Raw genomic sequence first — 26,902 nt, 5'->3', positions numbered from 1 at the left:
ATGATTTGCCTCAACCAGAGGGTGAAAACCTGCTGGATAAAGCAGGCTAAATAGCTATAATTCATCAACCATTTATAGGTGGAATTAATAATGATTAATTTGAAAGCAGTTATTCCGGTAGCCGGACTTGGGATGCACATGTTGCCTGCCACCAAGGCCATTCCAAAAGAAATGCTGCCGATCGTCGACAAGCCAATGATTCAGTACATCGTTGACGAGGTTGTTGCTGCAGGGATCAAAGAAATCGTTCTGGTAACCCACTCTTCAAAAAACGCCGTTGAGAACCATTTCGACACCTCGTACGAACTGGAAGCGCTGCTTGAACAGCGTGTTAAGCGTCAGCTGCTGGCGGAAGTACAGTCTATTTGTCCGCCGGGCGTAACCATTATGAACGTCCGGCAGGCGCAGCCGCTGGGTCTGGGTCACTCCATTCTCTGCGCGCGTCCTATCGTGGGCGATAATCCGTTTGTGGTTGTGCTGCCGGATATTATTCTTGATAACGCCAGCGCCGATCCGCTGCGTTATAACCTCGCCGCTATGGTGGCACGTTTTAAAGAAACCGGCCGCAGCCAGGTGCTGGCGAAACGTATGAAGGGCGATCTGTCTGAATACGGTGTGATCCAGACCAAAGAGCCGCTGGACAGCGAAGGTAAAGTCAGCCGCATTATTAACTTCGTCGAAAAACCGGATCAGCCGCAAACGCTGGATACCGATCTGATGGCCGTGGGTCGCTATGTTCTGTCTGCCGACATCTGGCCGGAACTGGAAAAAACCGAACCGGGCGCCTGGGAGCGTATCCAGCTGACCGATGCCATTGCTAAACTGGCAGAAAAACAGTCGGTAGACGCGATGCTGATGACCGGCGACAGCTTCGATTGCGGCAAAAAAATGGGCTATATGCAGGCATTTGTCAGCTATGGTCTGCGTAATCTGAAAGAAGGTCAAAAATTCCGCGAAAGCATTGCTAAACTATTACGTTAACGGTTGGCTGATGTTCCGGACGGTTTACGAGTAAGTGAACACAGAGCAGTAGATGATCTCAGAGGCGAATATTTGCCTCTGATGATTATCTGCTGCTTTTTTTATTTTCAACTACAAGTTCTTGTAGATCAACGGCTTAAAAAATATGCGAAGGCCGGTGATCCATAAGAATTTTCCTTGTTTCAATGTGAAATAAGGATGACAATTAGCGGTTGAAAACGGGCGTACGCCCGCTACATTTCGCAGTTGCCCTACAAAATGACCTTACTCAGTCCACTGGTAGCTGTTGAGCCAGGGGCGGTAGCGTGCCTGCGGGCTAAAGCCGCGACAATTCTGTCGTGTCGAACTTCCTCTCAATTTACTAAACGGAATGGATAGCGTGAAAATTCTTGTTACCGGTGGCGCTGGCTTTATTGGCTCTGCAGTTGTCCGACATATTATTAAAAACACTCAAGATTCAGTTGTGAATGTTGATAAATTAACGTACGCCGGTAATCTTGAATCGCTCAGTGATGTCGCTGACAGCGAGCGCTATCATTTTGAACATGCTGATATTTGCGATGCCGCAGCGATGGCGCGTATTTTTGATCAGCATAAGCCGGATGCCGTCATGCACCTGGCAGCCGAAAGCCACGTGGATCGTTCAATCACTGGCCCTGCCGCTTTTATCGAAACCAACATTGTTGGCACCTATGTGCTGCTGGAAGCTGCCCGCGCGTACTGGTCAGCTCTTTCGGACGCGGCAAAATCCGCGTTTCGCTTCCATCACATTTCAACTGATGAAGTCTATGGCGACCTGCCGCATCCGGACGAGCATCCACAAGGCGAGGCATTGCCGCTCTTTACCGAGCAAACGGCCTATGCGCCAAGCAGCCCGTACTCCGCGTCCAAAGCCTCCAGCGATCATCTGGTGCGTGCGTGGCGTCGTACCTATGGTATGCCGACGCTGGTGACTAACTGCTCCAACAACTACGGTCCTTATCACTTCCCCGAGAAGCTGATCCCGTTGGTGATCCTCAATGCGCTGGAAGGTAAAAACTTACCGGTCTATGGCAAAGGCGATCAGATCCGCGACTGGCTGTATGTTGAAGATCATGCTCGCGCGCTCTACACCGTGGTAACACAAGGTCAGCCGGGCGAAACCTACAACATCGGCGGTCATAACGAAAAACAGAACCTCGATGTGGTGCACACCATCTGCGATCTGTTAGATGAAATCGTGCCAAAAGACTCCTCTTACCGCGATCAGATCACTTACGTGGCTGACCGTCCGGGACACGATCGCCGTTATGCTATCGATGCGGATAAAATCAGCCGCGAGCTGGGCTGGAAACCACAGGAAACCTTTAAATCCGGGATCCGTAAAACCGTTCAATGGTATCTGGATAACCAGCAGTGGGTGGCGAACGTCAAAAGCGGCGCTTATCAGAGCTGGATTGAACAGAACTACGAGAGCCGTTAATCATGAATATTCTTCTGTTCGGTAAAACAGGTCAGGTGGGCTGGGAACTGCAACGCGCGCTGGCGCCGCTGGGCAAACTTACGGCAGTCGATGTGCATTCGCAGGAGTATTGCGGCGATTTCAGTAATCCTGAAGGCGTGGCTGAAACCGTGCGCCGTGTGCGTCCGGATGTGATCGTTAACGCGGCGGCGCATACTGCCGTCGATAAAGCGGAATCCGAACGCGATTTCGCCGAATTACTGAATGCGACCAGCGTAGCCGCTATTGCTAAAGAAGCGCAGGCACTGGGCGCATGGGTAGTCCATTATTCCACCGATTATGTCTTCCCGGGCACCGGCGAGACGCCGTGGAAAGAGACTGACGAAACGGCGCCGCTGAATGTTTATGGCGAAACCAAGCTGGCAGGGGAGAAGGCTGTTGCAGAGAACTGCGAAAAACATCTTATCTTCCGCACCAGCTGGGTATATGCCGGCAAAGGCAACAACTTCGCGAAAACCATGCTGCGACTGGCGAAAGAGCGTGAGACGCTGTCGGTAATTAACGATCAGTTTGGTGCGCCGACCGGCGCTGAATTGCTGGCCGATTGCACGGCACATGCCATTCGCGTTGCGCTGCAAAAGCCGGAAGTCGCGGGCTTGTATCATCTGGTGGCTTCAGGCACCACGACCTGGCATGACTATGCGGCGCTGGTGTTTGAAGAGGCGCGTAAAGCGGGCATCGAGCTTTCTCTTAATGAACTGGCTGCGGTATCCACCGAGAGTTTCCCCACACCGGCAAAGCGTCCTCTGAATTCGCGACTAAATACCGAAAAATTTCAGCACACCTTTAGTCTGGTGCTTCCGAAATGGGAAGAGGGCGTTAAGCGTATGCTCGCAGAGTTGTTTACCACAACTGCACATTAACTCATTGTCTGAGATAGTAAAATGAAAACACGGAAAGGCATTATTTTAGCTGGCGGTTCCGGGACACGTCTTTATCCCGTAACGATGGTAGTGAGTAAACAGCTGTTACCAATCTATGACAAGCCGATGATTTATTATCCATTGTCAACGTTAATGCTGGCGGGTATCCGCGATATTCTGATCATCAGCACGCCACAAGATACCCCGCGCTTCGAGCAGTTACTCGGCGACGGCAGCCAGTGGGGATTAAACCTGCAGTATAAAGTGCAGCCAAGCCCTGATGGATTAGCGCAGGCTTTCATTATTGGTGAAGATTTCATCGGCGATGATAACTGCGCGCTGGTTCTGGGCGATAATATTTTCTATGGTCACGATTTACCGAAACTGCTTGATGGCGCAGTTTCCAGGGAAAACGGTGCAACTGTCTTCGCTTATCATGTCAACGACCCTGAACGTTACGGCGTTGTAGAATTTGATTCACAAGGCACCGCAATTAGCCTTGAAGAAAAACCTGCTGAACCAAAAAGTAATTATGCGGTTACCGGGTTATATTTTTATGACAACGATGTCATAGAAATGGCTAAAAATCTTAAGCCATCAGCACGTGGTGAGCTGGAGATTACAGATATTAACCGCCTCTATCTGGAAAAAGGCAAACTTTCTGTCGCCATGATGGGACGTGGGTTCGCGTGGCTGGATACAGGAACGCATCAGAGCCTTATTGAAGCCAGTAATTTTATCGAAACAATAGAAGAACGACAGGGTCTGAAAGTATCTTGCCCTGAAGAAATTGCTTTCCGCAAAGGTTTTATCGATGCAGAACAAGTGAAAAAACTGGCTGCGCCGCTCTCGAAAAATGCTTATGGGCAATATTTGCTGAAAATGATTAAAGGTTATTAATAATGAATATAATTAAAACTGAAATCCCTGATGTCTTAATTATTGAACCAAAAGTTTTCAGCGATGAGCGGGGTTTTTTCTTCGAGAGCTTTAACCAGAAAGCACTTGAGGAGCATGTTGGTACAACGCTGTCATTTGTTCAGGATAATCATTCAAAATCTACGCAAGGCGTATTGCGTGGATTACATTACCAGGCCGAACCCTATGCGCAAGGTAAGTTAGTACGCTGTGCAGTAGGAGAAGTATTTGATGTTGCGGTGGATATACGACGTGACTCTGCCACTTTTGGTAAATGGGTGGGCGTCACGCTTTCAGCCGAAAATAAACGTCAGTTATGGATCCCCGAGGGTTTTGCTCACGGTTTCGTAGTGCTAAGCGAAACAGCAGAGTTTTTATACAAAACGACAAATTACTATAACCCCTCAGCGGAGCGTAGCATCGTCTGGAATGATCCAACGCTCAACATTACCTGGCCAATATCGGCAGAAAAAGTGATCCTTTCCGCGAAGGATGCGGATGCTAACTATTTTAATGATCTTAAATAAGGCAGCAAAATGATTCCGTTTAATAAGCCGTATATGCAGGGAAATGAGCTAAATTATATTGGCCAGGCAGTGAGTAACGGTAAAATTTCAGGTGACGGTGCATTTACTAAAAAGTGCCATGAGTTTTTTGAGAAAAAATACGGTTTCAAAAAAGTCCTTCTGACTACGTCGTGCACGGATGCTCTCGAAATGGCTGCTATTTTACTTGATATCCAGCCAGGGGATGAGGTGATTGCTCCATCCTATACTTTTGTTTCTACTGTTAATGCATTTTCATTACGCGGTGCAAAATTAGTATTTGTCGATAGTTGCAGCGACAATCCAAATATTGATCCAGTTGCTATCCGTAACAGCATTACAGATAAAACCAGAGCTATTGTAATTGTGCATTATGCGGGTATTGCCTGTGATATGGATGAGATTATGTCTATATCCAGGGAGTATAATATACCGGTTGTAGAAGATGCTGCTCAGGCAATTGACTCATACTACAAAGATAAACCATTAGGTAGTATTGGCACTTTTGGCACGTTTTCATTTCATGAAACAAAAAATATTATTTCTGGTGAAGGCGGAATGCTTGTCATAAATGATGAGCAATATATTCAACGCGCAGAGATCATTCGTGAAAAGGGTACTAACCGCGCTTCATTCTTTAGAGGTGAAGTAAATAAATACGGTTGGGTTGACATCGGTTCTTCTTTCTTACCTTCAGACATTATTGCAGCTTACTTGTATGCACAGCTTGAAAGCTTAGATGACATTCAGGGTAAACGTAAGGCGCTGTGGAATCGTTATAATGCGAATCTTGCCAGCTTAGAGGCTGAAAACCTTATTAAATTACCAGATGTTCCGTCTTATGCTACAAACAATGCTCATATGTATTATATTGTTTGTAACGACATAGAAACCCGTTCATCGCTTATTGCTTATCTGAAAGAAAATGGTATCCACTCTGTATTCCATTATTTATCACTTAATAAGAGTGATTTTTTCCTTGAGAAAAATGAGCCTGTAGATCTTGAATACAGTGACCGCTTTACAGATTGTTTACTCAGACTACCTATGTATTATGAGCTCAGTCTGGAACAGGTAGACTCAATTTGCTCCAAAATATCTGACTTCTTCAAAAACATGTAATGTCAGGATTGGCTGGTTTTTATTGTGAGCGGTTATGTTTAAGAAAGTAATAGTATTATATGCCTCGCAGTTGTACAGAGCCGCATTTCCACTGCTATTAGTACCGTTAATTATTGGCATGCTGGGAACGGAACGTTATGGACTAGTATCATTCTTTACTATGCTTATCATGCTAATGGGTCTGTTAGATGCAGGCATTAGCGGTACGTTCATTAAATTAATTGCAACCAATAAAAATCAGCTTGTTAATTTCACAAGAGTTGTAAATTTATTTCTCAAGGTTTTTTGTGGTTTTGTTGTAGTCGCCGGTATTCTTGTTTTCATCTTTAACAACTATGCAGACTATATAGCTAATGACTGGTTGAAGACCAACCTGTCGAACGATGAAACAATAATATGTATTAAACTTACTGGTGTAATACTGGCATTATTATATCTACGCTCGTACCTCCAGAGTTTTGTTAATGGCATGGAGCGTCAGGATTTAATAGCCATATGGAGTATGTTCTATACTACGTTCTTTTATGGCGGTTCGTATCTCGTATTAGTTTATTATTCTAATACATTGATTGCTTTCTTTACTTCTCTTCTGGCTTTAGCAATTGTTGATATTATTGCCACTGCGGGAGGTGTCGCATACGTCATCATGATGCAGCGAAAAAGCTTGAATGAATATCATGATAATAATGATCAAGCGGTTCATGAGATTATTTCTTTCAGAAGCGTAATTAAGTTTTCCCTGCAATTATCTGGCCTGTCAATGATATGGGTTATAGCTAGCCAGGTAGATAAGATATCTCTCTCAACCTATACCGATCTCACAAGCTATACGCAATATCAGATTGGTGCACAGCTGAGTACGGTAGTGCTTACATTAGCTGCGCCTTTATCACAGTTGCTTTTGCCAAGAATGAGCGCGCTGGTTAAAGAGAAAGATCATACCAAATTTGTTGAACTATTTAGCCTTAGTTCAATAGGTTATATAGTATGTCTCGCGCCTCTGGTTCCGTATATGTATTTATACGGAGGTGATTTAATTTCATTGTGGCTAAAAAACAGAGAACTTGGTTTCACTGTTAATGAATATGCTAAATGGCTGGTTTCCGCTGCCTTTTTTGCTGGGATGATGAATTTTGTCTTTATCCTTTTATATTCTACTGGCCAGTTGAAGTTTCACTTTTACGCCTATGCATTATATTCCGCATTAACAATTCCCTTAACAGTGCTTATTGCCAAGTATTTTGGGCCACACTGGTCCTGCATATTCTATTTTATTCAGACGCTTATGTTTATGTTGTTATGGGGCGGTTACTGTGTACATAAGGAGATGACAGGCTATGTCCGGATCATCCCCTTATTGACGATGCTGATCCTTATGGTTTCTTATGTGGTTTTCAAAATCACGCAAAGCTATGAATTATTTTCAGGCAATAAATTCCTTTATATTTTGTGCCCGCCAATAATTAACCTGGTGATTATTTGTGGTTTTATATATATGTTCAAAAATCAATTCTTAACAGCTATCCATAATTTTAAAATAAAAAAATGGTAGAAAAAATATGAAAATTTTACATTTGTCCACTGGCGATAGTAAGGGTGCTTTCTTTGGTGCGTATCGTACACATACTAATCTTAAAAAGTACGGACACGAATCAAGCATGTGTGTAGTGGAAAAAACATCACACGATAAAGATGTAATTGAGCTTTCACAAAATAAGCGAAAGATATTTAGTATTTTTGGAAGACTGATGCGACGATTTTTTGTGCGTCGAGGTGGCCCGGAAGATAAAATTTATTTAATTTACAATACTACTTTCAGTGTCAGCGAAATTTTTAAAAAATACAGAACTAAACCTGATCTGATTATAGTTTATTTCGTTGCCGATTATCTTTCTGATCATGATATTTTAAAAATACAAAAGCATTATGGATGTCCTGTTGCGTTCTATTTAATGGATGCAGCTATGTTTACCGGCGGTTGTCATTATCCATGGCATTGTGAGGGTTATAAGGTTGATTGTGACAACTGCCCTGCAATGAAATACCCTGAGTTGATCAAACTACCGAAAAATATTTTCCATAAGCGTAAGAAGTATTACATGCAAATGGATTGTTTTTTTCTTTCGGCAAGTAAATGGTTAGATGACCGTTGCGAGTCAAGTGGGATTAAAGCGAAACTGGGCATCAAGAAAGCTATAATCGGTATTGATGAGCAGATTTTCAAACCCCGTACAAAGGTAGTCGCCAACGATATTATTGATGTGCAAATACCTGCCGGGAATAGGGTTATCTTCTTAGGCGCGCAATCCTTAAGTGACCCGAGGAAAGGTGTAAAGTATGTACTTGATGCTTTGGCGTTTATCAGAAAGAACTTTCCCAATCTGCTAACAGGCGTATCGATTTTAACGGTCGGTGATCAAGCCCAGGCTACTCTCCCTGAAGGGATTTCCTTTGTGAATATTGGTTTTATTCATGACAAAGATAAGTATCCTTATCTCTACAATCTGGCAGATGGTTTTATTTGCCCTTCGATAGAGGATGCCGGGCCTATGATGATAAACGAAGCACTGATGTCAGGTGTTCCAGTCATGGCTTTCAAAGTCGGAGTTGCAGAGGATCTCATCGTCGACAGAATCAGCGGTTTCCTGGCGGATAGTATTACTACACAAGCTTTAGCCAATTCCATCATGGAATTTTTAAAATTGGACGATCCTTCTTTAGCCGCTCTAAAAGAAAGTAGCCGTCAAATGGCTTTACAGCGATGTACTTCACAATGCCAGGTTAAAGCTATCGAGTCACTGGTAAGCAATCAATCTCCTTCAGCATAATATAAATGAAAAGATTTCAACCGTCAGGAAAAAGAAATGCTAGTAGCTTTTGTAAAAAGAAATCTGAAATTATTAATGCGTAAGCATGCATGGCGAAAAAGAAATAAACACAATGATACAGCCATTATAAACGATTTTGATTTTGATAAAGTTCAGGTCGGTAAAATGACCTATGGTTCCCTATATGTACTGGAATGGGGTAATCCGCTTGAACGGCTTGAAATTGGTCATTATGTTTCAATTGCAGGAAATGTCACTTTTGTTTTAGGTGGTAACCATTCGACTATAGGAATGACTTCATTCCCTGTATCAGCAAAAAAGAATTTAAATAAAAATATTGATGCTGGTACCAAGGGACCCATAATCATCAACGATGATGTGTGGATAGGGTGCAATGTAACCATTCTTTCAGGAGTCGAGATTGGCCGTGGAGCGGTCATCGCTGCTGGTTCTGTGGTAACAAAAGATGTAGCTCCTTATGCGGTCGCAGGGGGAAATCCGGCAAAGACAATTAGTATGAGATTATCACCTCAAGAAATTGAATATGCTAAACAAATTGATTTTTCCAAACTTGATTTAAATAACATCGCTGATGATGATGTCAGTTTATTTTATACACGTCCGGACGAAGAAGTGCTTTCCGCCATTAATCAGCGTGTGTTCAAAAATTAAAAACAATTTTGGCCGTTTCCAAGTCATTCATTTTATTCCTGGATTTTTATGAAAACTGAAGTTGAAGAGATTTTTACTTACTATTTACCACAGTTCCATGCTATTCCCGAAAACGATCAGTGGTGGGGAAAGGGTTTTACGGAATGGGTCAAGCTCAAAAGTGCTAAGAAAATTTATAAGGACCACGTAATCCCTCAACCCATAGAGCCTTTGGGTTACTATGATTTGAATGACGTTTCGGTGATTGAGAAACAATATAAAATTGCTAAAGAAAATGGCATTACGTCCTTTTGTTTTTGGCATTACTGGTTTAACGATCATGATATGTTGCTTGAGAAACCAGCAGAGTTATTGTTAAAAAGTGATATTGACGTTAAATTCTGTTTTGCGTGGGCAAACCACACCTGGTGGAATAAAACAGAAAATAAACTCCTCAAAGAACAACATTATGATTTTTCTTTGGAGTCATATTTTAATTATTTGCTGCCATTTTTTAAAGATAAGCGATATACCAAAATCGATAACAAGCCAGTGTTCTTTATTTATGATCTTAAAAATGCATTAAATGGCAAAGAGCTTATCGAGTATTTTACTGCAAGGGCGCAGGCAGAAGGTTTTGATGGCATCTACTTTATTGGCGAAAACATGTTGCCTGGGGATCCAGAAACTAAATTGGTAAACCAGTATTTGAATAGTTGTGATTTTATGAAACATAGAACCTTTATAAGGAAATGTTTCGATTTGCTGATCGTTAAACTTCAACGGTATAATATTTTTATACCTCGCATCTACAAATACGAACGATGTGCAAGAAAAATGAACATGGATATTGATCCTAATTCGTTACAAATACCTGTTATTTTTCCGGGATGGGATTCGAGTATCAGGCATGGTAAAAAAGGGGTCATACTGAAAAATAACTCCCCTGAATTATTTGAAGAACATGTTAAAAATACTGCTAACATAGTTAGTAGAATGAAAAGAAAAATGTTGATGGTAAAATCATGGAACGAATGGGCTGAAGGTAATTATATTGAGCCTTGCAATGTGAATGGTGATTCATATTTAAAAATAATCTCTAAGTATTTTACTACTAAGTAGTTTTCACAAGTGCTACGGCAATTGGTATATTGCGTAATAACCTGATTAAGGTGCTAAATGTATTTTTTACTATATCTTTTGCTGGCGATAATAGCTTTTTCAGATGCTTTTTATCACCGAAAAGCCTACCAAGATCTTCTGACCTTCTTTATTGTAGTAGTGCTTGTGATTTTTGCGGCAACACGCAGCAATGTAGGCCTTGATTGGTATGCTTATGAAAATATGTATATCAACCAGTATGAACTTGTTAGTCAAAATATTGAGATTGGATTTGCGAGTATCTATCGACTATTGGATGGATTAAGTTATCCTTGGGTATTAATGATAATTAATATCCTTAATTTTACTTTATTGATATGCTTTCTTGATAAGTTTTCATATTATAAGAATGTCGCCTTATTAGTCTTCTTTTCGGATTTGTTTTTTTATCTGAATTTAAGTGGGATGCGTCAAAGTATTGCTTTATCAATCTCGCTGATTTCAATATTCTTTGTTGTAAGAAAACAACTTTTTTTCTTTGCCATTACTATTTTCATCGCCTGCTTATTCCATAAAACCGCGATTGTATTTTCTTTAGCATATATAGTTAACTATTTCAAAGTTGGATACAGAAATATATTAATTGCTTCTCTTTGTTCATTTATCATTGCTGGCTCATTTTTAACATTGTCAGAGTATCTGAGTGGTTTAGGATATTTCCGTAATGTTGAGCTTTATACTGACAGTGCGTACAACTCAACATACTCAGCTATGGACTATCTGCTTGGGTGTATAAAAAGGGTATTGCCAGTAATACTTTTGCTAATGGTTGTTCCATTACGACAAGTACGCGATAACATTTTCTTGAAACTTTATTTAGTAGGTATGTTTTGCTACCTTGCACTTTATCCCTCTTTCCCGGATATCGCTGTTCGGTTAAGTTTATACTTTTTAGTCTATGATATGATTATTTATGGGCTAATCCTTTATAACTGCAAACATTTAATACAGAAAATAGCGTTCTTCAATGTGTTACTCCTGGTGACAGCTTATAAGATTAATGGTTATACGACCATGGAAGGTTATATCTACCATAACATACTTTAGTGCTGGTCATAAAAGTTGATCATTAAAATTTAGTATGCAAAGAGATTCTGCGATCTATGAAAATATATGTACTGGTACTTAATGCTTGTGATTTAGGTGGAATAGAAAGAAGTTCTTTTACCTTAGTGAATACTCTCAAGCATTCTGGCTATGATGCTGAAATTGTTTCATTACATGAAAATGCTGAAATTCATATTGATGCAAATGAGCAGTATCGATTACTGACGGGTAAAAATGAAATTCATAAGTTATGGAACTTCTTGAAATCACTTCCCCCTGATGCCGTACTTATATCAGCTTATGATCGCATTTCGTTTTTCCTTTCGCTGCTAAGGAAATTCAGTAAAAAGAAATTCATGCTAATTGCTCATCAGCACGCTGATTATTATGCCCATAGATCACGAGTAAGATTGTTACGTAAATACTCTTACCGTTTAGGATGTGACGCCATAGTCTGTCTGACAAAACAAGATAATGAATACTACAGAAAATGGTTTACTAAGGTATATACAATCCCTAACATTTTAGATGTTAATTTTGCAACGGGCGCAGTTAATGAACCAATTGCAACCCGTCCTGTTGACTTTGTTGCAGCCGGCAGACTACACGAAATCAAAAGATTTACCCATTTTTTGAAGTTGCACGATTATATCAAGAGTCACCGAAACATTACGTCAAAATTATTTGGCCACGGCGAAGAATATGAGAGTTTATTATCATCTTCTCCGTCTGCCACAGAGATATTGTGCGGTAAATCAAGTGATATTTTCAAGGATTTTCAAAAGTCAAAATTTCTTATTGTGACGTCTGAGCGTGAAAGTTTTTCAATGGTTATTATAGAGGCCATGGCAGCCGGGTGTGTAGTAGTGAGTTATGACTGTCCTACTGGTCCTGCTGAACTTATTGAGAATGCTGTGAATGGATTTTTGATTGAAAATGGAAATCTAGAGGCGCTTCAGGAAAAATGTCTGGCGTTATTAGATGATGAGCAGCTTTGCGAGTCTATTTCGAAGAACGCTGTCGCTAGCAGTAAAAAATATTATCCAGATGCAGTGGTAAGTTCCTGGAAAAAAGTATTCTCCATGCACTCATAAAATTTGAATTGTATTTATTATGCATGACCTGGTTATTATAAGAATATATCATTATGAATAAAATAAGCGTCATCATTCCGGCTTATAATGCGGAGGGTACTATTGAACGAGCCTTGCTTTCCGTTATCCGACAAGAAGGTGCATTCAATTTTGAAATAATTGTCATTGATGATGGCTCATCTGATAGCACAGCCGATAAAGTTTCGAGATTTGCTCATGAACAGAATATCGATATTGACCTGGTCAGGCAAGCGAATGCAGGGGTAGCGTCGGCAAGAAATGCCGGCATCAGGCGTAGTAGCGGGCAATATATTGCTTTTCTGGATGCTGATGACGAGTGGCGTAGTGATAAAACTCGTAAGCAAATGATTTTTCTGGCAAACAGTGACTATTTTGTTGTTGGTGGCGGGTATCAGAATAGATTTATTAGTGCTGATGGTCGTGACGATCATATACATGTCACGTATCAAATGCAGTTAATGAAACAGTACTTCCAGCCTTCGACTGTGATTCTGCGAAAAGAAGTATTCAGCCACATTGATGGTTTTTCTGAAGGTCGAAGGTACAGTGAGGATGCCCTCTTTTTTTATTACGTAACACATCAATTTAAAAGCGCTGTATTACGTGATAATGTAATCAATTATGCAGATGATAAACATCCATATGCCTCTGGTGCAGGACTTGGCTCAAAGCTATGGAAAATGGAATCAGGCGAATTAAGTAACTATACTGAATTAATGGATAAAAAGCTTATAACAATGCCAAAGTATTTCTTTCTGGTAGCTTTTTCACTATTAAAGTTCTTTAGGCGTTTATTCATTTCAAAAATATACAAGTTACGCATGAAGAATGGTGACCGTAATGAAAGATAAAGTTCTCGTCTTGTTAGCTGCTTACAATGGCAAACAATGGATTGAAGAGCAGGTTGAGTCAATATTAAAACAGTCTAACGTCGATGTAAGAATTGTTATCAGCGTTGACGTTTCAACCGATGGTACTGAAGAACTTGTTCAGTCCATGGCCGCTAAACACCCCAATGTTGAATTTTTACCAATGGGTAAGAAGTTTGGTGGCGCGGCCAGAAACTTTTATCGTCTCATTATGGATGCCGATATTAAAGACGACGAGTATATTGCGTTGTCAGATCAGGATGATATCTGGAAAAATGACAAGTTATGTCGCGCTATTGCTAACCTGGACAAGAATGATTTTTATTCCAGTAATGTGACAGCATTCTGGGAAAATGGCATGCAATGTGAAATTGTCAAATCACAGCCTTTTGTTGATTACGATTATTATTTCGAGGCTGCTGGCCCTGGATGTACTTATGTTATAAAAAAAGCGGCCTATCTTGAACTTAGAAAGTTTATAATTGATAACCAGGGGCCGGTTTGTAATATTGCTTTGCATGATTGGTTTATATATGCTTTCGCTCGTTCCAGAAATTACAAATGGTACATCGACAACAATTCTGGGATGCTTTATCGTCAGCATGCAAGTAACCAGGTTGGCGCTAACAATAGCTTACGCTCAATATTCAAAAGACTTAGCCTGGTGAAAAACAAATGGTATCGGGCTGAAATCGAAAAAATAATTGAGCTATTCCCTTTAAGTAATGACAGATTTTTACACAAAAATATCCATTCAGGTTATGTCGGTAACTTGAAATTAATGTTCCATGTTTGCAGGTTAAGAAGACGCTCCCGGGATCGGGTGCTCTTAGCCATGGCGCTGGCCCTTAATTTCTTTTAATAGACGTTATAGTCGTTAAAAATACTTTTGTTAGTAGTTATTTTTTCATAAATAGAAACTATTTTCAGGTTTATGAGATTTTATCAAAAAATGCTTATTTGCTGTGTAAAGACCTGACAATTCATGAACTATTGTTTTTAATATTTTTGAGTTAACATCTAAGACACATTTTCAAGCCGCGCACATGACGCGGTGACCACACCTGACAGGAGTATGTAATGTCCAAACAGCAGATCGGCGTTGTTGGTATGGCCGTGATGGGGCGCAACCTGGCGCTGAACATCGAAAGCCGTGGCTATACCGTTTCCGTTTTCAACCGCTCCCGCGAAAAGACTGAGGAAGTCATTGCTGAAAATCCGGGCAAAAATCTGGTTCCTTTTTACAGCGTTGAGGAGTTTGTTGAATCCCTTGAAACGCCTCGTCGTATCCTGTTAATGGTGCAAGCAGGCGCGGGTACAGATGCTGCTATCAACTCCCTGAAACCGTATCTGGACAAAGGCGACATCATTATTGATGGCGGTAATACCTTCTTCCACGACACTATTCGTCGTAACCGCGAACTCTCTGCAGAAGGTTTCAACTTCATCGGTACCGGTGTGTCTGGCGGTGAAGAGGGCGCACTGAAAGGCCCGTCAATCATGCCTGGTGGTCAAAAAGAAGCGTATGAGCTGGTTGCGCCGATCCTGACTAAAATCGCTGCCGTTGCTGAAGATGGCGAGCCTTGTGTGACTTACATCGGTGCCGATGGCGCAGGTCACTACGTTAAGATGGTTCATAACGGCATCGAATACGGCGACATGCAGCTTATCGCTGAAGCTTACTCGCTGCTGAAAGGCGGTCTGAATCTGTCCAACGAAGAGCTGGCGCAGACCTTTACCGAATGGAACAAAGGTGAACTGAGTAGCTACCTGATCGACATCACTAAAGACATCTTCACGAAAAAAGATGAAGAGGGTAAATACCTGGTTGATGTGATCCTGGACGAAGCAGCCAACAAAGGTACCGGGAAATGGACCAGCCAGAGCTCGTTGGATCTTGGTGAGCCGCTGTCGCTGATCACTGAATCCGTGTTCGCGCGTTACATTTCCTCTCTGAAAGAACAGCGTGTTGCAGCCTCCAAAGTGCTGTCTGGCCCGCAGGCTAAACCGGCTGGCGATAAAGCAGAATTTATTGAGAAAGTACGTCGTGCACTGTATCTCGGTAAAATCGTCTCTTATGCTCAGGGATTCTCACAGCTGCGCGCGGCTTCCGAAGAGTACAACTGGGATCTGAACTACGGTGAAATCGCCAAGATTTTCCGTGCAGGCTGCATTATTCGCGCACAGTTCCTGCAGAAGATTACCGATGCTTATGCGGAAACCCCGGCCATCGCAAACCTGCTGCTGGCACCGTATTTCAAACAAATCGCCGATGACTATCAGCAGGCACTGCGTGATGTGGTTGCTTATGCCGTACAAAACGGCATTCCGGTGCCGACTTTCGGCGCGGCTGTGGCTTATTACGACAGCTACCGTGCTGCCGTACTGCCTGCAAACCTGATCCAGGCACAGCGTGACTACTTCGGCGCACATACCTATAAGCGCACCGATAAAGATGGCGTATTCCATACGGAATGGCTGGATTAATCTGATTTAACCTGAAAACTACTAAACGCCCGGTCTGCAACACCGGGCGTTTTTTTATGCGGAATGCACCTGTTACGGGCGTAGTCACGTTTGAAGGGGTGAGTAATTTCCTAAAAGCTTTTTTCCGGACAAAACCAGGTTCCAGTAGTCGTCTTGACAGGCGATAAAGGTAAGAGGTAAAACCCCCTCAGTTAACAAATTTCAGTGGTGGTGGTATTGCCATCTCCAGACACTTAAACTTGAAGAAGTTACTTAGCGAATGAAAATAACAATCTCCGGTACAGGTTACGTTGGTCTTTCAAACGGTATTTTGATCGCTCAACATCACGAAGTGGTCGCGCTGGATATCATCCAGGCCAAAGTCGATATGCTTAACCAGAAAATCTCTCCCATTGTTGATAAAGAGATTCAGGAATATCTGCAGACAAAACCGCTTAATTTTCGTGCAACCACCGACAAGCAGGATGCCTATCGCGATGCGGATTTTGTGATTATTGCCACGCCAACTGACTATGATCCGAAAACGAATTACTTTAATACCTCAAGCGTAGAAGCGGTGATCCGCGACGTGCTGGAAATCAACCCGCAGGCCGTGATGATCATTAAATCCACGGTGCCGGTTGGCTTTACGCAGTCAATCCGGGATGAACTGGGTATTGATAACGTTATTTTCTCTCCGGAGTTCCTCCGTGAAGGGAAGGCACTTTACGACAATCTGCACCCGTCACGTATTGTCATTGGCGAGCGTTCAGAACGCGCGAAGCGTTTTGCGTCCCTGTTGCAGGAAGGCGCCATCAAAAAAGATATTAAAGTGCTGTTTACGGACTCGACTGAAGCCGAAGCCATTAAGCTTTTCGCTAATACCTATCTGGCAATGCGCGTGGCCTATTTCAACGAACTGGACAGCTATGCCGAAAGCCTTGGTCTGGATTCCCGTCAGATCATTGAAGGTGTCTGCCTCGATCCGCGTATCGGCAGCCATTACAACAATCCGTCATTTGGCTATGGCGGTTATTGCCTGCCGAAAGATACCAAACAATTGCTGGCAAACTATCAGTCCGTTCCCAACAACCTGATCTCAGCCATCGTTGATGCAAACCGTACGCGTAAAGATTTCATCGCGGATTCCATTCTTTCCCGCAAGCCTAAAGTCGTCGGTGTCTATCGTCTGATTATGAAGAGCGGCTCAGATAATTTCCGCGCCTCTTCTATTCAGGGGATTATGAAGCGTATTAAAGCGAAAGGCGTGCAGGTTATTATTTACGAACCGGTCATGAAAGAAGATGAATTCTTCCATTCCCGCGTTGTGCGCGATCTGGATGCATTCAAGAAAGAAGCGGATGTCATCATTTCAAACCGCATGGCGGAAGAACTGGCGGATGTGGCGGATAAAGTATATACCCGCGACCTGTTCGGCAGCGACTGATAAAAAAGGCCCTCAGATGAGGGCCTTTTTTTTACACTTTATAAAATGCTTTATACCAGTCAACAAAGTTCTTCACGCCCTGTTTAACCGAGGTTTGCGGACGGAAGCCGATAACATCATATAACGCTTTGGTATCCGCGCTGGTTTCCAGCACGTCACCCGGCTGGATCGGCAGCATATTTTTTTGCGCTTCGATGCCAAGAGCCTCTTCCAGAGCAGTGATGTAATCCATCAGTTCAACAGGTGAGCTGTTGCCGATATTATAAACGCGATACGGCGCAGAACTGGTCGCCGGTGAACCTGATTCCACTGTCCAGCTGGTATCAGCTTCCGGGATCACGTCCTGTAAACGGATGATGGCTTCGGCGATATCGTCAATATAAGTGAAATCACGCTTCATCTTGCCGTAGTTATAAACGTCGATGCTTTTACCTTCCACCATCGCTTTGGTGAATTTAAACAGCGCCATATCCGGACGACCCCATGGGCCATATACCGTAAAGAAGCGCAGGCCGGTAGTCGGCAAACCATACAGGTGTGAATAAGTATGAGACATCAGCTCATTGGCTTTTTTCGTCGCGGCGTAGAGCGACACCGGATGATCCACGGAATCGTCCGTTGAAAATGGCATCTTGCGGTTCAGGCCATACACTGAGCTTGAGGATGCATATAACAAATGTTTCACCTTGTTATGACGACAGCCTTCCAGCACGTTGACATGACCGATCAAATTAGAATCAGCGTAGGCGAGGGGATTATCCAGCGAGTAACGTACGCCAGCCTGGGCGCCGAGATGGATCACGCGATCGAATTTCTCGTCGGCAAAGAGTTGCGCCATACCTTCCCGATCGGCAAGATCCAGCTTTTTAAACTGAAAGCCCGGCACCTGTAGTCGATCCAGACGTGCCTGCTTGAGGCTGACATCGTAATAATCATTGAGATTATCAATACCGACAACCTGATGACCCGCCTGCAACAGGCGCTCGCTAACGTGGTAACCAATAAAACCGGCAGCGCCAGTCACTAAAAATTTCATACTTGTCCTTTTCACCTGCGGTGCAACATGCCCGCTATTGTATGCTGATGCCATCAGCAAGGCTACCGGTGCAGGTGACCTTTATCTGTAGTTTCAGACAGTAACAAAATTAAACGGATTCTGATTCCAGGATTTTATGGAAAGTGTACACTACACTGAATTTTTAATCTTAGACTGGAATCTTCTTCTTAAGGTTGCTATGACGCACAACGATAATAATTTTGTCAGAAGTAATAATAATTCTGAACAAATTGATCTAATTGATATTTTTATGCAGCTGTGGCGTGGGAAGTGGCTTATTGCCATTTTCATTATGATTGCAGTTGTGGTCGCCGGAATCTATGTGTCCTTTGTAAAAGAGAAATGGACTTCAACGGCTGTTATCACCATGCCAGATGCCGGTCAGATAGCAGGTTACACCAATGCAATGGCGCTGATTTATGGTGATGGAAAAGTCGACAATCCTGACATTCAACAGCGAGTGATCACTCGTTTTAGCGGGGCGTTTTCTGCACTGGCTGAAACGCTTAAAAATCAGTCGGCGCCTGAGGCCCTGACCATTGACTCTGCGGTAAAAGGTCAGCCCTTACCGCTTAAGGTCACCTATCAGGGCGATTCAGCCAAACATGCGCAGCAGCAACTGGCGAAATATATTCAACAGGTTGATGAGCAAATAGCGGATGAGCTGGATCAGGATCTGGCAATCAACATCAAATCACGTCTTACAGAGCTGCAGGACTCGCTGGCGACTCAGGAAAAAGTGGCTCAGGAGCAAAAAAATCTGCGCATCAAGCAGATCACGCAGGCGCTGACTTTTGCTAAAGATGCTGGTGTTAACCAACCCCAGGTGCAGCAAACCCAGGATGTCACCCAGGATACTTTATTCCTGCTGGGTAGTGATGCGCTGGAGTCCATGATTAAGAATGAAGCCTCACGACCGCTGGTGTTCTCCGGGGATTATTATCGTACACGACAAAATCTGTTAGATATTCAGCGTATCAAACCCGATCCGGCAAATATGCATGCCTATCGTTATGTCATGAAACCAACGGAACCCCTGTTCCGCGACAGCCCGAAACGCTCTCTGACGGTATTGATCGCGGCATTGTTGGGTGCCATGGTTGGCGCTGGCGCCGTCCTGGCCCGCAACGCCATCCGTAACTACCAGCCTAAATACTAAAATTCAGGCACAAAAAAACCGGGCACTTAGCAGCCCGGTTTTTTTTCGTCTTATTGATGCCGCTTACGCAGGTTCTCAATCACTGTCGTCATATCCAGTTCCTGATCCTGCAACAGTACCATCAGGTGATACATCAGATCGGACGCTTCATTGGTTAATTCCTCACGATCGTTAACCGTGGCGGCAAGGGCCGTCTCCACGCCTTCTTCACCGACTTTTTGCGCGATGCGCTTGGTGCCGCTGGCGTACAGCTTCGCGGTATATGAACTTTCAGGATCCGCTGTCTTACGCTCCGCCAGCAATTGTTCCAGCTGGTACAGAAATAGCCACTGATGGCTCGCTTCGCCGAAGCAGCTTGAGGTGCCCTTATGACAGGTAGGGCCGATGGGATTGGCCAGCACCAGCAGGGTATCGTTATCACAGTCAGGGGTAATGCTGACTACGTTCAGGAAATGTCCGGAGGTCTCGCCTTTGGTCCATAAGCGCTGCTTAGTGCGTGAATAAAACGTCACTTTGCTGCTCTCCTGCGTTTTCGCCAGCGCCGCTTTATCCATATAGCCCAGCATCAGCACTTCGCCGGATACCGCATGCTGCACCACGGCGGGCAGCAGTCCGTCGGTTTTTTCCCAGTCCAGTCGGGCCAGTTGTTGCTCTGTTAACATACCCTGATCTCCACGCCCTGGGCTGCCAGGTACGCTTTTAATTCACCAATATTAATAATCTGTTTGTGGAACACCGAGGCTGCCAGCGCGCCATCCACATCGGCGTCGCGGAAGGCTTCGAGGAAATGTTCCATGGTGCCCGCGCCGCCCGAGGCAATGAGCGGTACGTGGCAGACCTCGCGGACTTTTTTCAGCTGCGCAAGATCGTAGCCGTTACGCACGCCGTCCTGGTTCATCATATTAAGGACGATTTCCCCCGCGCCGCGCTTCTGCACTTCCTGCACCCAGTCGAGGGTTTCCCACTGTGTCACGCGCGTGCGGCTTTCATCGCCGGTATACTGATTAACGTGATATTTGCCGCTGGCGTCATCAAACCAGGTATCAATACCCACCACAATACACTGCACGCCAAAGCGATCCGCCAGACGGGTGATCAGCTCCGGATCCGCCAGCGCCGGGGAGTTAATGGAAATCTTATCCGCGCCGAAGGTGAGAATGCGCGCCGCATCTTCTGCGGATTTAATCCCGCCCGCCACGCAGAAGGGGATGTCGATCACTTCCGCCACGCGCGTCACCCAGCTTTTATCCACCACGCGGCCATCGCTGGAGGCGGTAATATCGTAGAACACCAGCTCATCCGCGCCTTCCTCGGCATAGCGTTTTGCCAGCGGGACGATGTCGCCGATAATCTCATGATTACGGAACTGCACGCCCTTCACCACCTGGCCGTCACGTACGTCCAGGCAGGGTATTATCCGTTTTGCCAGCATTGGATGGCCTCCGTTACGTTAAATTTACCTTCCAGCAGCGCACGCCCGACAATCACGCCGCGCACGCCCGTGCCGCGCAGGGCGGCAATATCTTCCAGATCGCCAATGCCGCCGGATGACTGGAACGCCACCTGCGGATAACGGGCGCAGACTTCTTTATATAAAGAGACGTTCGAGCCTGCCAGCGTACCGTCACGGGAAATATCGGTGCACAGCACATGCTTAAGGCCTGACGGCAGATACTTCTCCACCAGCGCTTCCAGCGACACGCCGGAGTCTTCCTGCCAGCCGCTGACCGCCACCTGTTTGTTGCCCGCCTCGTCAATGCGCACATCCAGCGCCAGCACCAGCGCATCAGCGCCAAAACGGCTGAACCACTGTTTAACCAGCTGCGGGGATTTTACCGCCGTGGAGCCAACCACCACCCGCGCCACGCCGGCCTCCAGCAGCGCCGCCACGTCATCTTCGCTTCGCACGCCGCCGCCCACCTGCACAGGGACGTTCACGCCCGCCACCAGCGATTTAATCAGCGGGATCTGTCTTTTTTGCGGATCTTTTGCGCCGGTTAAATCCACCAGATGCAGCACCTCTGCCCCCTGCGCGGCATACTCCTGCAAACGAGGCAGCGGATCGTTACCGTAGTCGCGCTGCTGGCCGTAATCACCCTGATGCAGACGCACTACCGTGCCGTCGATCAAATCTAATGCCGGAATAATCATTACATCTCCAGGAAGTTTTTCAGCAGCTGCGCGCCTGCGGCACCGGAGCGTTCCGGGTGGAACTGCACGCCATAAAAGTTATCTTTCTGCACCGCGGCGGTAAAGGCCTCGCCATAATGGCACTGGGCAATAGTCCAGGTATTCACCGGCATGGCATAGCTGTGCACGAAGTAGAAATAAGATCCGTCTTCAATGCCCTGGAACAGGCGATTGCCCGCTTTTGGATAAATGCGGTTCCAGCCCATATGCGGCAGCGGCAGCCCGACATCTTTCATTTTCGGCACGTCCTGCTCAATGATGCCCAGCAGATCGACGCCGTTATTCTCCTCGCTGCGGCTGCCAAGCAGCTGCATGCCCAGACAGATCCCCAGCACCGGCTGGGTACAGGCTTTGATCAAATCGCTCAGCTCGCGTTCGTGGATCTGATCCATCGCTGCCTGGGCGGTGCCCACGCCTGGCAGAAACAGTTTGTCGGCGCGCAGAACCACATCCGGATCGCGGCTCACCAGCGGCGTATAACCGTGGCGCATCACTGCGGATTTCACCGAATTCAGGTTGGCGCAGCCGGTATCAAGGATCACCACGTTCATCACAGCACCCCTTTAGAGGAGGGAAGGGTATCGCCTTCCACACGGATCGCCTGGCGCAGCGTGCGGCCAAAGGCTTTGAACAGGCTCTCCACGCGGTGGTGATCGTTCTTGCCTTTGGTTTTCAGGTGCAGCGTCACCGCCATGGTATAGGAGAGGGAGCGGAAGAAGTGCTCGACCATCTCAGTGCTCAGATCGCCCACGCGCTGATAGGTAAAGTCCGCGCGGTATTCGAGGTGCGGGCGGCCGGAAATATCCAGCGCGCAGCGCGCCAGGCATTCGTCCATCGGCAGCACAAAGCCGAAACGGTTGATGCCGCGCTTGTCCCCCAGCGCCAGCTTCAGCGCTTCGCCCAGCGCGAGGCCGGTATCTTCCACCGTGTGGTGATCGTCAATATAGAGATCGCCTTTCACGGCTATTTCCATGCGGAAGCCGCCATGGGTGGCGATCTGATCCAGCATGTGGTCGAAGAAGCCGACGCCAGTATTAATCTTGCTGCTGCCTTCGCGATCCAGCCACACCTTAACGTCGATCTGCGTCTCTTTGGTATTGCGTTCAATGTGCGCGTAGCGATCGCGGCGGGTCAGCTGCTCGCCGATCATCGTCCAGTTCAGCGTCTCGCGGTTATAGCGCAGGCCGGTGATGCCCATATTGTCGGCAAGCTGAATATCTGTCTCGCGATCGCCAATGACATAGCTGTTGGCTTTATCCAGCGCCTGTTCCGCCAGATAGTGCTCCACAAGGCGGGTTTTCGGTTTGCGGCAGTCGCACTCGTCCGCCGGCAGGTGCGGGCAAATCAGCACCTCGTCAAAGACCACGCCCTGAGAGGTAAAAATCTGCATCATCAGATTGTGCGGGCCGTCGAAATCAGCCTGCGGGAAGCTTGACGTGCCCAGTCCGTCCTGATTGGTGATCATCACCAATTTGAAACCGGCTTTTTGTAAGGCTAGCAAAACCGGAATGGCATCCGGCTCGAAGGCCAGCTTGTCAAAACGATCGACCTGAAAGTCGCTCGGCGGCTCGCTAATCAGCGTGCCATCACGGTCAATAAAGAGGTACTTCTGGCTCATACTTGCTCCGCACGTAAGGCGTCAATGACGCGCTGGCTTTCTTCCCGGGTGCCGATAGTGATGCGCAGGCAGCCGCTTAAAGTGGGTTGTTTATTTTGATCGCGTAAGATAATGCCCTGATCCCAGAGCGATTTAAATACCGCGCTGGAGGCGGTGAGGCGCACCAGAATATAGTTGGTTTCCGAATCAAAAACCTGCTCGACGCAGGGAATATCGCGCAGATTCGCCACCAGATACTGACGTTCCGCCAGGATCTGCGCCACGCGCTCGCGCATTGCGGCAATACCCTGCGGGGTCAGCGCCTGCGCGGCGATGTCCGCCACCGGCGTGGAAAGCGGGTAGGGGGCGATCACCTTCATCAGCAGGCTGATGACTTCTTCATTGGCGAGCGTAAAGCCACAGCGCAGACCCGCCAGCGCGAAGGCTTTCGACAGGGTACGCAGCACTACCAGATGCGGATACTCCGCCAGCCAGCCGGTGAGCGTCGCCTGCGGGCAAAACTCAATATAGGCTTCATCGGCGACAACCAGCGCTTTACCGCGGGTCATCTCCAGCAGCGCCCGCAGATCCGCCGGGTTGACGATCTGCCCGGTCGGGTTGTTCGGGCTGCACACGTATACCAGCTTAACGCCGTCGAGCTTTTCAGCAATGGCGGGCACGTTAAGCTGCCAGTCGTCCAGCGCCTGCACGGTACGCGTTTCCACCCCAAAGGTTTCGGCGCTGACGCTGTACATGCCGTAGGTTGGGGGGCAGAACAGCACCGCATCCTTGCCCGGCTCGCAAAAGGCGCGGATCAACAGTTCGATACCTTCATCAGCGCCCCGACTCACCAGCACCTGCTCCGGTTTCAACCCGGCGTAAGTGGCATAGCCGTCAATCACCGCTTTCGGCTGACACTCCGGGTAACGGTTCAGCGTCTGCTGTGTAAATTGAAACGCTACCGGCGTCGGGAATTCATTGGCATTCAGCCAGACATCGCCCTTACCGCCCAGACGGCGCGCAGACTGATAAGGCGTCAGGTTGCGCACATTTTCGCGTGCGAGTTCGGTGATGCTCATGCTTGCTCCTTAAGGGCGTTAACGCGCAGCGTCACGGCATTTTTGTGCGCGTGCAGGCGTTCGGCGGCGGCGAGGGTTTCAATGGTGGAGGCGAGGGCGGCGAACCCGTCGCGGGACAACTCCTGCACGGTCATGCGTTTCTGGAAATCCGCCAGCCCGAGGCTGGAGCAGGTGGCGGTATAACCGTAGGTCGGCAGCACGTGATTGGTGCCGGAGGCGTAATCCCCCGCCGATTCCGGTGACCAGTCACCCAGAAATACCGAACCGGCGCTGGTGATGTCGTCAACCAGCGCACGCGCTTCGCGGGTCTGGATGATCAGGTGCTCCGGACCGTAGGCATTGGAGATGGCCACGCACTGCGCCAGGTCCCGCGCCACAATCAGACGGCTGGCCGCCAGCGCCTGGCGGGCGGTATCAGCACGGGGTAAATCCGCCAGCTGACGCTCAACGGCCTGCGCCACCGCTTCTGCCATGGCGTTGTCCGGCGTCAGCAGAATAACCTGCGAGTCCGGGCCGTGTTCGGCCTGGGAAAGCAGATCGGAGGCCACGAAATCCGGCGTCGCGCCGCTGTCGGCGATCACCAGCACTTCAGAAGGCCCGGCAGGCATATCAATGGCCGCGCCATCAAGACGCTGGCTGACCTGACGCTTGGCTTCGGTCACATACGCGTTGCCGGGGCCGAAAATTTTATCCACGTGCGGGATGGAATCGGTGCCGAAAGCCATGGCCGCAATCGCCTGCGCGCCGCCCACTTTATAGACGTCCTGCACACCGCACAGCTTCGCGGCATAAAGAATTTCATCGGCAATCGGCGGCGGTGAGCAGAGCACCACTTTCCGGCAACCGGCGATGCGCGCCGGTGTCGCCAGCATCAATACTGTCGAGAACAGCGGAGCGGAGCCGCCGGGAATATACAGGCCGACCGAATCGATCGGACGGGTCACCTGCTGGCAGCGCACGCCCGGCAGGGTTTCGACATCCACGGTTTGCAGCTGCTGCGCCATGTGGAAGGTGTCGATATTTTTGACCGCCACGGCCATCGCCTGCTTCAGCGTCTCTCCCAGTCGGGCGCTGGCGTCGTCAATTTCCTGCGCGGTGACTTTCAGCGCGCCAACCTCGGTTTTATCAAACTTCGCGCTGTACTCACGCAGCGCATCGTCACCCCGGGCTTTCACGTTATCCAGGATCTCAGCGACCGTGCGGCTGATGCTTTCCGAGGCGGAGATCGCCGGGCGCTGCAACAGTTCACGTTGCTGCTCCGGGCTACAGCTGTTCCAGTCGATTACAGTATTGAAGCTCATCGCCGTCACTCCATCATCTTCTCAATCGGTAGTACCAGGATCGAACTGGCGCCCAGCGCTTTCAGTTTTTCCATGGTTTCCCAAAACAGCGTCTCGCTGCTCACCATGTGCATCGCCACGCGCTGCTGATCGCCTGCCAGCGGTAAAATGGTCGGACGTTCCGCACCTGGCAGCAGGGCGATCACTTCATCAAGACGCTCGGTTGGCGCGTGCATCATGATGTACTTGGATTCACGGGCCTGGATCACGCCCTGAATACGGGTCAGCAGTTTGTCGATCAACTGCTGTTTGGCATCGTCCATCTCACCATCACGCTGGATGAGACAGGCTTTGGAGCGGTAAATCACTTCCACTTCGCGCAGGCCGTTAGCTTCCAGGGTGGCGCCGGTGGAGACCAGGTCACAAATCGCATCGGCCAGACCGGCGCGGGGCGCCACTTCAACAGAACCATTGAGCAGACAGGATTTAAAGGAAACGCCTTTCTGATCCAGATAGCGCTTCAGCAGGTGCGGATAAGAGGTGGCGATGCGTTTACCGTTGAGCGCCGCCGGGCCGTCCCAGACCTCATCCACCGCGGTCGCCAGCGACAGACGACAGCCGCCGAAATCCAGACGACGCAGGGTGAAGTAACGCGGATCTTCGCCCTGGGCGCGGCGGGTCAGCAGCTCTTCTTCCAGCACGTTCTCGCCGATAATGCCCAGATCGACCACGCCGTCCATTACCAGGCCCGGAATGTCGTCGTCACGCACACGCAGAATATCGATCGGCATGTTTTCTGCCAGCGCGATCAGACGCTGCGTGTGCAGGTTAATTTTAATGCCGCAGCGGGCGAGCAGTTCGCGTGAATCATCACTTAAGCGCCCGGACTTCTGAATAGCTATGCGTAAACGGGTATTGTCTAACATTCGGATTATCCTCTGTTCCTGCCTGAATTTGGTTCAAAAAAAAGCCCCCGGAAGATGATCTTCCGGGGGCTTTTTCATACGTTCATGCACCACTGGAAGA

Annotated in this window: 25 protein-coding genes, 1 pseudogene and 1 other annotated feature (1 of these 27 running past the window's edge); of the genes and pseudogenes, 17 read left to right on the top strand and 9 right to left on the bottom strand. The window is 47.0% G+C overall.

What is annotated here, in order from left to right; genetic code table 11:
* The first annotated feature begins 90 nt into the window (after positions 1–90).
* From galF to ugd, 16 genes and pseudogenes are all read left to right on the top strand, one after another.
* Positions 91–981, top strand: coding sequence for a UTP--glucose-1-phosphate uridylyltransferase GalF (gene galF / locus BMF08_RS18810; protein WP_072569038.1), 891 nt, complete (start codon positions 91–93; stop codon positions 979–981).
* A 379-nt stretch (positions 982–1,360) separates the two neighbouring features.
* Positions 1,361–2,443 (top strand): dTDP-glucose 4,6-dehydratase, encoded by a 1,083-nt coding sequence (rfbB, locus tag BMF08_RS18805; RefSeq protein ID WP_072569037.1) that lies wholly within the window; start codon positions 1,361–1,363, stop codon positions 2,441–2,443.
* Between the two features lie 2 nt (positions 2,444–2,445).
* The gene (gene rfbD / locus BMF08_RS18800) at positions 2,446–3,345 is read left to right on the top strand and encodes a dTDP-4-dehydrorhamnose reductase (protein WP_072569036.1); all 900 of its coding nucleotides are present in this window, start codon (positions 2,446–2,448) and stop codon (positions 3,343–3,345) included.
* 21 nt (positions 3,346–3,366) lie between these two features.
* The gene (gene rfbA, locus BMF08_RS18795) at positions 3,367–4,245 is read left to right on the top strand and encodes a glucose-1-phosphate thymidylyltransferase RfbA (protein WP_072569035.1); all 879 of its coding nucleotides are present in this window, start codon (positions 3,367–3,369) and stop codon (positions 4,243–4,245) included.
* A gap of 2 nt (positions 4,246–4,247) precedes the next feature.
* Entirely contained in the window at positions 4,248–4,790 is a 543-nt protein-coding gene (gene rfbC, locus BMF08_RS18790; protein WP_072569034.1) for a dTDP-4-dehydrorhamnose 3,5-epimerase, read from the top strand.
* Positions 4,791–4,799: 9 nt separating this feature from the next.
* Positions 4,800–5,930 carry a dTDP-4-amino-4,6-dideoxygalactose transaminase gene (gene rffA, locus BMF08_RS18785; protein WP_072569033.1) on the top strand — a complete coding sequence of 377 codons (1,131 nt, stop codon included), beginning with the start codon at positions 4,800–4,802 and terminating at the stop codon, positions 5,928–5,930.
* Positions 5,931–5,964: 34 nt separating this feature from the next.
* Entirely contained in the window at positions 5,965–7,482 is a 1,518-nt protein-coding gene (locus BMF08_RS18780; protein ID WP_072569032.1) for a lipopolysaccharide biosynthesis protein, read from the top strand.
* Positions 7,483–7,489: 7 nt separating this feature from the next.
* A complete protein-coding gene (locus tag BMF08_RS18775; RefSeq protein WP_072569031.1) occupies positions 7,490–8,758 on the top strand; it encodes a glycosyltransferase in 1,269 nt (422 codons plus the stop codon).
* Between the two features lie 366 nt (positions 8,759–9,124).
* Positions 9,125–9,266: pseudogene (locus tag BMF08_RS21505) on the top strand (DapH/DapD/GlmU-related protein); the annotation flags it as partial.
* 212 nt (positions 9,267–9,478) lie between these two features.
* The gene (locus BMF08_RS18765) at positions 9,479–10,531 is read left to right on the top strand and encodes a glycosyltransferase WbsX family protein (RefSeq protein ID WP_072569029.1); all 1,053 of its coding nucleotides are present in this window, start codon (positions 9,479–9,481) and stop codon (positions 10,529–10,531) included.
* 57 nt (positions 10,532–10,588) lie between these two features.
* On the top strand, positions 10,589–11,617 hold the full coding sequence (locus BMF08_RS18760; RefSeq protein ID WP_072569028.1) for an EpsG family protein: 1,029 nt from the start codon (positions 10,589–10,591) through the stop codon (positions 11,615–11,617).
* A gap of 56 nt (positions 11,618–11,673) precedes the next feature.
* Entirely contained in the window at positions 11,674–12,711 is a 1,038-nt protein-coding gene (locus BMF08_RS18755) for a glycosyltransferase (protein ID WP_083580938.1), read from the top strand.
* A gap of 53 nt (positions 12,712–12,764) precedes the next feature.
* Positions 12,765–13,583 carry a glycosyltransferase family 2 protein gene (locus tag BMF08_RS18750; protein WP_072569026.1) on the top strand — a complete coding sequence of 273 codons (819 nt, stop codon included), beginning with the start codon at positions 12,765–12,767 and terminating at the stop codon, positions 13,581–13,583.
* Positions 13,573–14,463 carry a glycosyltransferase gene (locus BMF08_RS18745; protein ID WP_083580937.1) on the top strand — a complete coding sequence of 297 codons (891 nt, stop codon included), beginning with the start codon at positions 13,573–13,575 and terminating at the stop codon, positions 14,461–14,463. Before BMF08_RS18750 ends, BMF08_RS18745 begins: the two co-directional genes overlap by 11 nt.
* 218 nt (positions 14,464–14,681) lie before the next feature.
* Entirely contained in the window at positions 14,682–16,088 is a 1,407-nt protein-coding gene (gndA, locus tag BMF08_RS18740; protein WP_072569024.1) for an NADP-dependent phosphogluconate dehydrogenase, read from the top strand.
* Between the two features lie 259 nt (positions 16,089–16,347).
* Entirely contained in the window at positions 16,348–17,514 is a 1,167-nt protein-coding gene (gene ugd, locus BMF08_RS18735; RefSeq protein WP_072569023.1) for a UDP-glucose 6-dehydrogenase, read from the top strand.
* 31 nt (positions 17,515–17,545) lie between these two features.
* Here ugd and BMF08_RS18730 read toward each other — a convergent pair whose 3' ends face one another.
* On the bottom strand, positions 17,546–18,550 hold the full coding sequence (locus tag BMF08_RS18730; RefSeq protein WP_072569022.1) for an NAD-dependent epimerase: 1,005 nt from the start codon (positions 18,548–18,550) through the stop codon (positions 17,546–17,548).
* Positions 18,551–18,749: 199 nt separating this feature from the next.
* Here BMF08_RS18730 and wzzB point away from each other — a divergent pair, with 199 nt between their 5' ends.
* Entirely contained in the window at positions 18,750–19,730 is a 981-nt protein-coding gene (gene wzzB, locus BMF08_RS18725; RefSeq protein WP_072569021.1) for an LPS O-antigen chain length determinant protein WzzB, read from the top strand.
* 50 nt (positions 19,731–19,780) lie between these two features.
* Here the strand turns inward: wzzB and hisIE are convergent, their stop codons facing one another.
* Genes hisIE through hisG form a run of 8 tightly spaced genes read right to left on the bottom strand, consistent with a single transcriptional unit; the run spans position 19,781 to position 26,802 of the window.
* Positions 19,781–20,392, bottom strand: coding sequence for a bifunctional phosphoribosyl-AMP cyclohydrolase/phosphoribosyl-ATP diphosphatase HisIE (hisIE, locus tag BMF08_RS18720; RefSeq protein WP_072569020.1), 612 nt, complete (start codon positions 20,390–20,392; stop codon positions 19,781–19,783).
* Positions 20,386–21,162: an imidazole glycerol phosphate synthase subunit HisF gene (gene hisF, locus BMF08_RS18715; RefSeq protein ID WP_072569019.1), complete on the bottom strand. Its 777-nt coding sequence runs from the start codon at positions 21,160–21,162 to the stop codon at positions 20,386–20,388. The genes hisIE and hisF overlap by 7 nt, the downstream gene beginning before the upstream one ends.
* Complete coding sequence (gene hisA / locus BMF08_RS18710; protein WP_072569018.1) at positions 21,144–21,881, bottom strand: 1-(5-phosphoribosyl)-5-[(5-phosphoribosylamino)methylideneamino]imidazole-4-carboxamide isomerase; 738 nt, start codon at positions 21,879–21,881, stop codon at positions 21,144–21,146. Before hisA ends, hisF begins: the two co-directional genes overlap by 19 nt.
* Positions 21,881–22,471: an imidazole glycerol phosphate synthase subunit HisH gene (gene hisH, locus BMF08_RS18705; RefSeq protein ID WP_072569017.1), complete on the bottom strand. Its 591-nt coding sequence runs from the start codon at positions 22,469–22,471 to the stop codon at positions 21,881–21,883. Before hisH ends, hisA begins: the two co-directional genes overlap by 1 nt.
* Positions 22,471–23,538: a bifunctional histidinol-phosphatase/imidazoleglycerol-phosphate dehydratase HisB gene (hisB, locus tag BMF08_RS18700; protein WP_072569016.1), complete on the bottom strand. Its 1,068-nt coding sequence runs from the start codon at positions 23,536–23,538 to the stop codon at positions 22,471–22,473. Before hisB ends, hisH begins: the two co-directional genes overlap by 1 nt.
* A complete protein-coding gene (hisC, locus tag BMF08_RS18695; RefSeq protein WP_072569015.1) occupies positions 23,535–24,596 on the bottom strand; it encodes a histidinol-phosphate transaminase in 1,062 nt (353 codons plus the stop codon). The genes hisB and hisC overlap by 4 nt, the downstream gene beginning before the upstream one ends.
* Positions 24,593–25,897: a histidinol dehydrogenase gene (hisD, locus tag BMF08_RS18690; RefSeq protein WP_072569014.1), complete on the bottom strand. Its 1,305-nt coding sequence runs from the start codon at positions 25,895–25,897 to the stop codon at positions 24,593–24,595. Before hisD ends, hisC begins: the two co-directional genes overlap by 4 nt.
* A gap of 5 nt (positions 25,898–25,902) precedes the next feature.
* Positions 25,903–26,802, bottom strand: coding sequence for an ATP phosphoribosyltransferase (gene hisG / locus BMF08_RS18685; RefSeq protein WP_072569013.1), 900 nt, complete (start codon positions 26,800–26,802; stop codon positions 25,903–25,905).
* Between the two features lie 35 nt (positions 26,803–26,837).
* Positions 26,838–26,902, bottom strand: a sequence feature (His leader region) (it continues 59 nt past the right edge of the window).

The sequence above is a fragment of the Enterobacter sp. SA187 genome (assembly GCF_001888805.2).
GTDB lineage: Bacteria > Pseudomonadota > Gammaproteobacteria > Enterobacterales > Enterobacteriaceae > Enterobacter_D.
The sequence above is the reverse complement of the archived record's forward strand: the minus strand, read 5'-3'. Positions and strand labels throughout refer to the sequence as shown.